At 71.5% G+C, this 4,596-nt stretch carries 5 protein-coding genes; 3 read left to right on the top strand and 2 right to left on the bottom strand.

The features are described from left to right. The 3 genes from I59_RS02750 to I59_RS18970 form a co-directional block, all read left to right on the top strand. Positions 1 to 830: FAD-binding oxidoreductase (locus I59_RS02750; RefSeq protein WP_022902562.1), on the top strand; the 830-nt coding region annotated here is incomplete at its 5' end. Beyond that, a complete protein-coding gene (locus tag I59_RS23115; RefSeq protein WP_222834983.1) occupies positions 827 to 985 on the top strand; it encodes a hypothetical protein in 159 nt (52 codons plus the stop codon). The genes I59_RS02750 and I59_RS23115, both read left to right, overlap by 4 nt. A 30-nt stretch (positions 986 to 1,015) precedes the next feature. Further along, on the top strand, positions 1,016 to 2,248 hold the full coding sequence (locus I59_RS18970) for an FGGY-family carbohydrate kinase (RefSeq protein ID WP_222834982.1): 1,233 nt from the start codon (positions 1,016 to 1,018) through the stop codon (positions 2,246 to 2,248). 279 nt (positions 2,249 to 2,527) lie between these two features. Here I59_RS18970 and I59_RS02740 read toward each other — a convergent pair whose 3' ends face one another. Together I59_RS02740 and I59_RS02735 are read right to left on the bottom strand one after the other, a co-directional pair. Then, a complete protein-coding gene (locus I59_RS02740) occupies positions 2,528 to 3,577 on the bottom strand; it encodes a magnesium and cobalt transport protein CorA (RefSeq protein ID WP_022902561.1) in 1,050 nt (349 codons plus the stop codon). Positions 3,578 to 3,825: 248 nt separating this feature from the next. After that, the gene (locus I59_RS02735; RefSeq protein WP_204620623.1) at positions 3,826 to 4,422 is read right to left on the bottom strand and encodes a glycerol-3-phosphate responsive antiterminator; all 597 of its coding nucleotides are present in this window, start codon (positions 4,420 to 4,422) and stop codon (positions 3,826 to 3,828) included. Between the last annotated feature and the right edge of the window lie 174 nt (positions 4,423 to 4,596).

The raw sequence follows: 4,596 nt of genomic DNA, 5'->3' as shown, positions 1-4,596 counted from the left end.
GGTACCAGCCGGAGAACAACGAGTTCCACGGCGCACTCGTCGACGACATGCGGACCGGCATCGCGATCCTCCGCGAGGTCATCGTGAACGGCTTCCACCCGTCGGTCGTCCGCCTCTACTCGCCGGAGGACGCGAACCAGCACTTCTCGCACTTCTCGAACGGCAAGTGCGTGGTCGTGTTCGTCGCCGAGGGCCCGGCCGGGATCGTCCGTGCGACCTCCGCGGAGATCCAGCGCGTCCTCGGCCAGCACCCGCACGAGCCGGTCGACCCGGCACTCATCGAGGCGTGGTTCGACCAGCTCAACTGGGGGCAGGACAAGATCGACGCCGAGAAGCGCACGATGCTCCAGGACCGCCACCTCGGCTACACCACCGAGATCTCGGCGGACTGGTCGGCCGTGTGCGACGTGTACGACGCCGTGATGCACCGCATCCGCACCGAGTACCCGCACGCCGACGACCTCACGATGCTCGGCGGCCACTCCTCGCACAGCTACCAGACCGGCACGAACATGTACTTCGTGTACGACTACCGGATCGACTGCTCCCCGGAGGAGGAGATCGAGAAGTACCACATCCCGCTCAACGCGATCATCGTGGAGGAAGCCCTGCGCCACGGCGGATCGATGGTCCACCACCACGGCGTCGGCAAGTACCGCACGCCGCGGGTCGAGGAGGAGCACGGTTCGGCCTTCGCGATCATGCGGGGGCTCAAGGAGCAGTTCGACCCGAAGGTCATCATGAACAAGGGCACGATCTTCCCGGCCCCCGGTGCGATCCAGCCGGCCGCGGCAGACCCGGACACGCGGTTCGGGAACGTCCGCGCATGACCCGGTACCTCGTCGGCATCGACAACGGCTCGCAGTCGTCGAAGGTCACGGTCTTCGACGAACGGGGCGGGGTCGTAGCCGAGGGACCGGTCCCGCTCCGGCCAAACCACACACCGGAGCCGGGTGTGGTCGAGCACCCTGAAGACGACCTTTAGGACTGGAAAGCGGCGGCGTGCCGACTCGCGATGGCGTCCTTGCCGGGCGACCCTTCGGACATCGTCGGATTCGGCCTCTGCACGATCCGGTTCTGCCGGGCCGTGCTGCGCGCCGACGGGTCCCTCGCGCAGCCCGTGATGAGCTGGATGGACGCCCGGGTCGGCGGCCCGTTCGTGGCGGAGCACGACGACGTGGCGTACGTCACGACGTCGTCCGGGTACGTCACCCACCGGCTGACCGGTGCGTTCCGGGACACCGCGGCGAACTACCAGGGCTCGTGGCCGATCGACACGCACACCTGGCGGTGGGCGGACGACCCGGCCCGGTACGCGGCGACGGGCCTGGACCGGTCGCAGCTCTTCGAGCTCGTCGACCCCGGCGCGGTCCTCGGCAGCGTGACGGCGGACGCCGCGGCGGCGACCGGGCTCCCGGAAGGGCTGCCCGTGGTCGCGACGGCGAACGACAAGGCGGTCGAGGCCCTCGGGTGCGGACTCCTCGACCCGTCGACGCTGCTCGTCTCGCTCGGCACGTACATCGCCGGTATGTCGGTGGGGGAGCGGAACATCACGTCGGCCACCGACTTCTGGACGAACTTCGGCTCCGAGCCCGGCCGCTGGCTCTACGAGTCCGGCGGGATCCGTCGGGGGATGTGGACGGTCAGCTGGTTCCGGGACCTGCTCGGGCCCGGTGCTGTCGCCGCGGCCGGAGACGAGCGCGTCGAGGACGTCCTGAACCGCGAGGCCGCGCAGGTGCCGCCCGGGTCGGACGGCCTGCTGACGGTGCTCGACTGGCTCGCGCCGACGGACGCCCCGTTCCGCAAGGGCTCGATGCTCGGGTTCGACGGTCGGCAGGGGCGCGCCCACGTGTACCGGTCGATCCTCGAGGGCATCGCCATGACGATGCGCAACCGGGCCGACGCGATGGGCGCCGAGCTCGGCACGTGCTACGAGCGCGTCGTGGTCTCGGGTGGCGGCTCGTCCTCGGACCTCATGATGCAGGTCATGGCCGACGTGTTCCAGCGGCCCACGATCCGGGTGGTCGGGGACAGTGCCGCGGGCCGTGGTGCAGCCATCTGCGCCGCCGTCGCGACCGGCGTGCACCCGTCGTTCGACGCGGCGGCGGCCGCGATGGTCGTCGAGCGCGACCGGTTCGCGCCGCACCCGGAGCACGCCGCTGTGTACGACGCGCTGCGTGCGGTGCACGCGGACGTCACCGCGCACACCGACGCGGTCTACCGCCGGACGGCGGCCATCGTCGGCTGACGTGACGATTCACGGGCCNGGAGGCGCGGTGTCGGCCGGCANCGCGCCTCCAGGCCGTCAGCGGTCGCGCCCGCGACCCGCGGTCCTGGTCTTGGTCCGCGACGCACGTCCGTGACCCGCAGTCGCGGTCGCGGTCCTGGTCGCGGAACCGGTCGCCTCGCGCGCCCGATCTCGACCGTTCGTGCGACCACGACAGCACGCACGCGGCGCGTCCTGCGACCAGCACACGTGCGTCGTGGGCCAGCGAACAGGACACAGGCGCACCCGCGCCGGTTTCGCCTACAGCCAGTCGCGCTTGCGGAAGACCGCCCAGAGGAGTGCCATGAGGACGAGCATCGCGACGATCGCGATCGGGTAGCCGAACCGCCAGTGGAGCTCCGGCATGTCATCGAAGTTCATGCCGTAGATGCCGGCGATGAGTCCGGGAGCGAAGAGGATCGCCGCCCACGAGGAGATCTTCTTGACCTCCTCGCCCTGCCGGTGGGCCGCGCGGGCGAGCTGCCGGCTCTCCTCGCCCTGGGCCAGGCTCGCGCTCGTCATGCGGCGCATGGCCTCGTTCTGCTCCTGGGTGACGAGCGTCGAGTGGAGCGTCAGGGCGTTCTCGAGCAGCGCGCGGAAGGAGTCCACGCGCTCGGTGATCCGGAGCGCGTGGTCGAGCACGTTCCGCAGGCGGTGCTGGACCTCTTCGTCGACGCCGTACTTGTCCGCACCGCGGAGGAGACCCTTGACCATCGACGGCACCGGGCTCGTCGCCCGCTGGAAGCCGAGCACCTCGCTGAGCAGCTGGTAGATGCGCTTCGACACGCCCGGGTCGACCTGTCCGGCGAAGAGCTGGTCCTCGATGGCGTCGATCTCCTCCTGCAGGATCTCGACGATCGGGGCGTAGCCGTCCACGACCTCGTCGAGCACCGCGGCGGTGACGGCCTCCGAGCCGCGCGCGAGGAAGTCCGGGTCGGCCTCGCACCGTGCCCGGAGCGCGGCGAGGTCGGGGCGCTCGGCGTGCCGGACGCTGACCACGAACCGGGCGCCGACGAAGAGGTGGACCTCGCCGAAGCGGACCTCCGCGGCCGAGCGGTCGTACCACGCGGGCCGGAGGACGAGGAAGAGGGTGTCGCCGTACCGCTCGAGCTTCGCGCGCTGGTGACCCTTGCGGGCGTCCTCCACCGCGTTCTCGTGCAGGCCGAACTCGGTCGCGACCGCGGCGAGCTCGGACGGGTCGGGACGGAGCAGGCCGATCCACGCGAGGTCGCCCCGGGTCGGGCGTGACGGGGTCGACGGTGAGTCGACGCGGCGTCCTCCGACGTAGACGGCGTTGTCGATCAGTGCCATGGCACGCTCCTCGTGATCGGGAGCAGGCCGGCGCGAACCGCCCGTGGGCGGTCGGGGATCAGCGGACGGGCGTGCAGATCCGCCGGGGCAGGATCCGTCGGCCCGATCGAGGATGGTCACCCGACATCGCGCCTCACCTGCCCTTCTGGTGGTCCGTGGGCTGCCTCGTGCAGCCGACGTCCGAGCCTACGCCCGCCCTCGCCGCGCGTCGACCCGTGCGGCGACCGTGGAGCGGAGTGTGAGTGCCTTCACATGTCCCAGACGTCACGGTCCGACGAGGCGACGGCGACCGCTCCGGCGCCGAGCGCGGCCATGACGTCGGCCTTGTCGCACACGAGTCCGCCGGCGATGATCGGGACGTCGGTGTCGGCGCGGAGCCAGGTGATCACGCGGGGCATGCAGCCGGGGAGGATCTCGATCGCGTCCGGCCGGGCCTGTTCGACGACGCGCGGGAGCTGGTGGTACGAGAACGAGTCGACGAGGAAGAACCGCTGCACCGCGACCAGCCCGGCTCGCCCGGCGGCGCGGACGAGGTTCGACTTGGTCGACAGGACACCGTCGGCCCGGGTGTGCGTGGCGAGCCAGGTCACCACGACGTCGCGTGTGGAGAACCCGTCGAGCAGGTCCACGTCGACGAGGACGGTCTTCCCGGCGTCCTTCGCCCGTGCCACGACGTCGGCGATGTCGAGCACGCTGCCGAAGAGCACGAACACCACGGCCCGGTCCGACGCGAGGACGTCGTCGAGCGCAGCGGCGTCCTTCACGCTCGCGATGACGGGGTCGTCGTGCAGGGCGTCGAGCACGGCCTGGGCGGCGCGGGCGGTGTCGCGGTCCGTCGTGGTCACGGTCACCATCCTCCCGCTCCGGCGCTGGGCGGCGGCTGGTCGGCGGCCCGAGTCTCGCGGGCCCTTGCCCGGGTCTCGGCGTGAGCGACCGTTCTCGTGCGCCGACCCCGAACAGTGTCGCCGAGCGCGAGACTCGGCCTCGCGCCGGCGGCCCGGCCCGGGCGGCGGGGGCCC

It is taken from the genome of Curtobacterium sp. B8 (assembly GCF_000333315.1).
In the GTDB taxonomy this organism is placed as follows: Bacteria; Actinomycetota; Actinomycetes; order Actinomycetales; family Microbacteriaceae; genus Curtobacterium; species Curtobacterium luteum.
This window is presented reverse-complemented; position numbering and strand designations above follow the sequence as displayed.

What these genes read in the sequence shown, in the direction of transcription:
- I59_RS02740 (WP_022902561.1), bottom strand. Translation starts at nt 3,577, where the DNA reads ATGGCACTGATCGACAACGCCGTCTACGTCGGAGGACGCCGCGTCGAC.
- I59_RS23115 (WP_222834983.1), top strand. Translation starts at nt 827, where the DNA reads ATGACCCGGTACCTCGTCGGCATCGACAACGGCTCGCAGTCGTCGAAG.
- I59_RS18970 (WP_222834982.1), top strand. Translation starts at nt 1,016, where the DNA reads ATGGCGTCCTTGCCGGGCGACCCTTCGGACATCGTCGGATTCGGCCTC.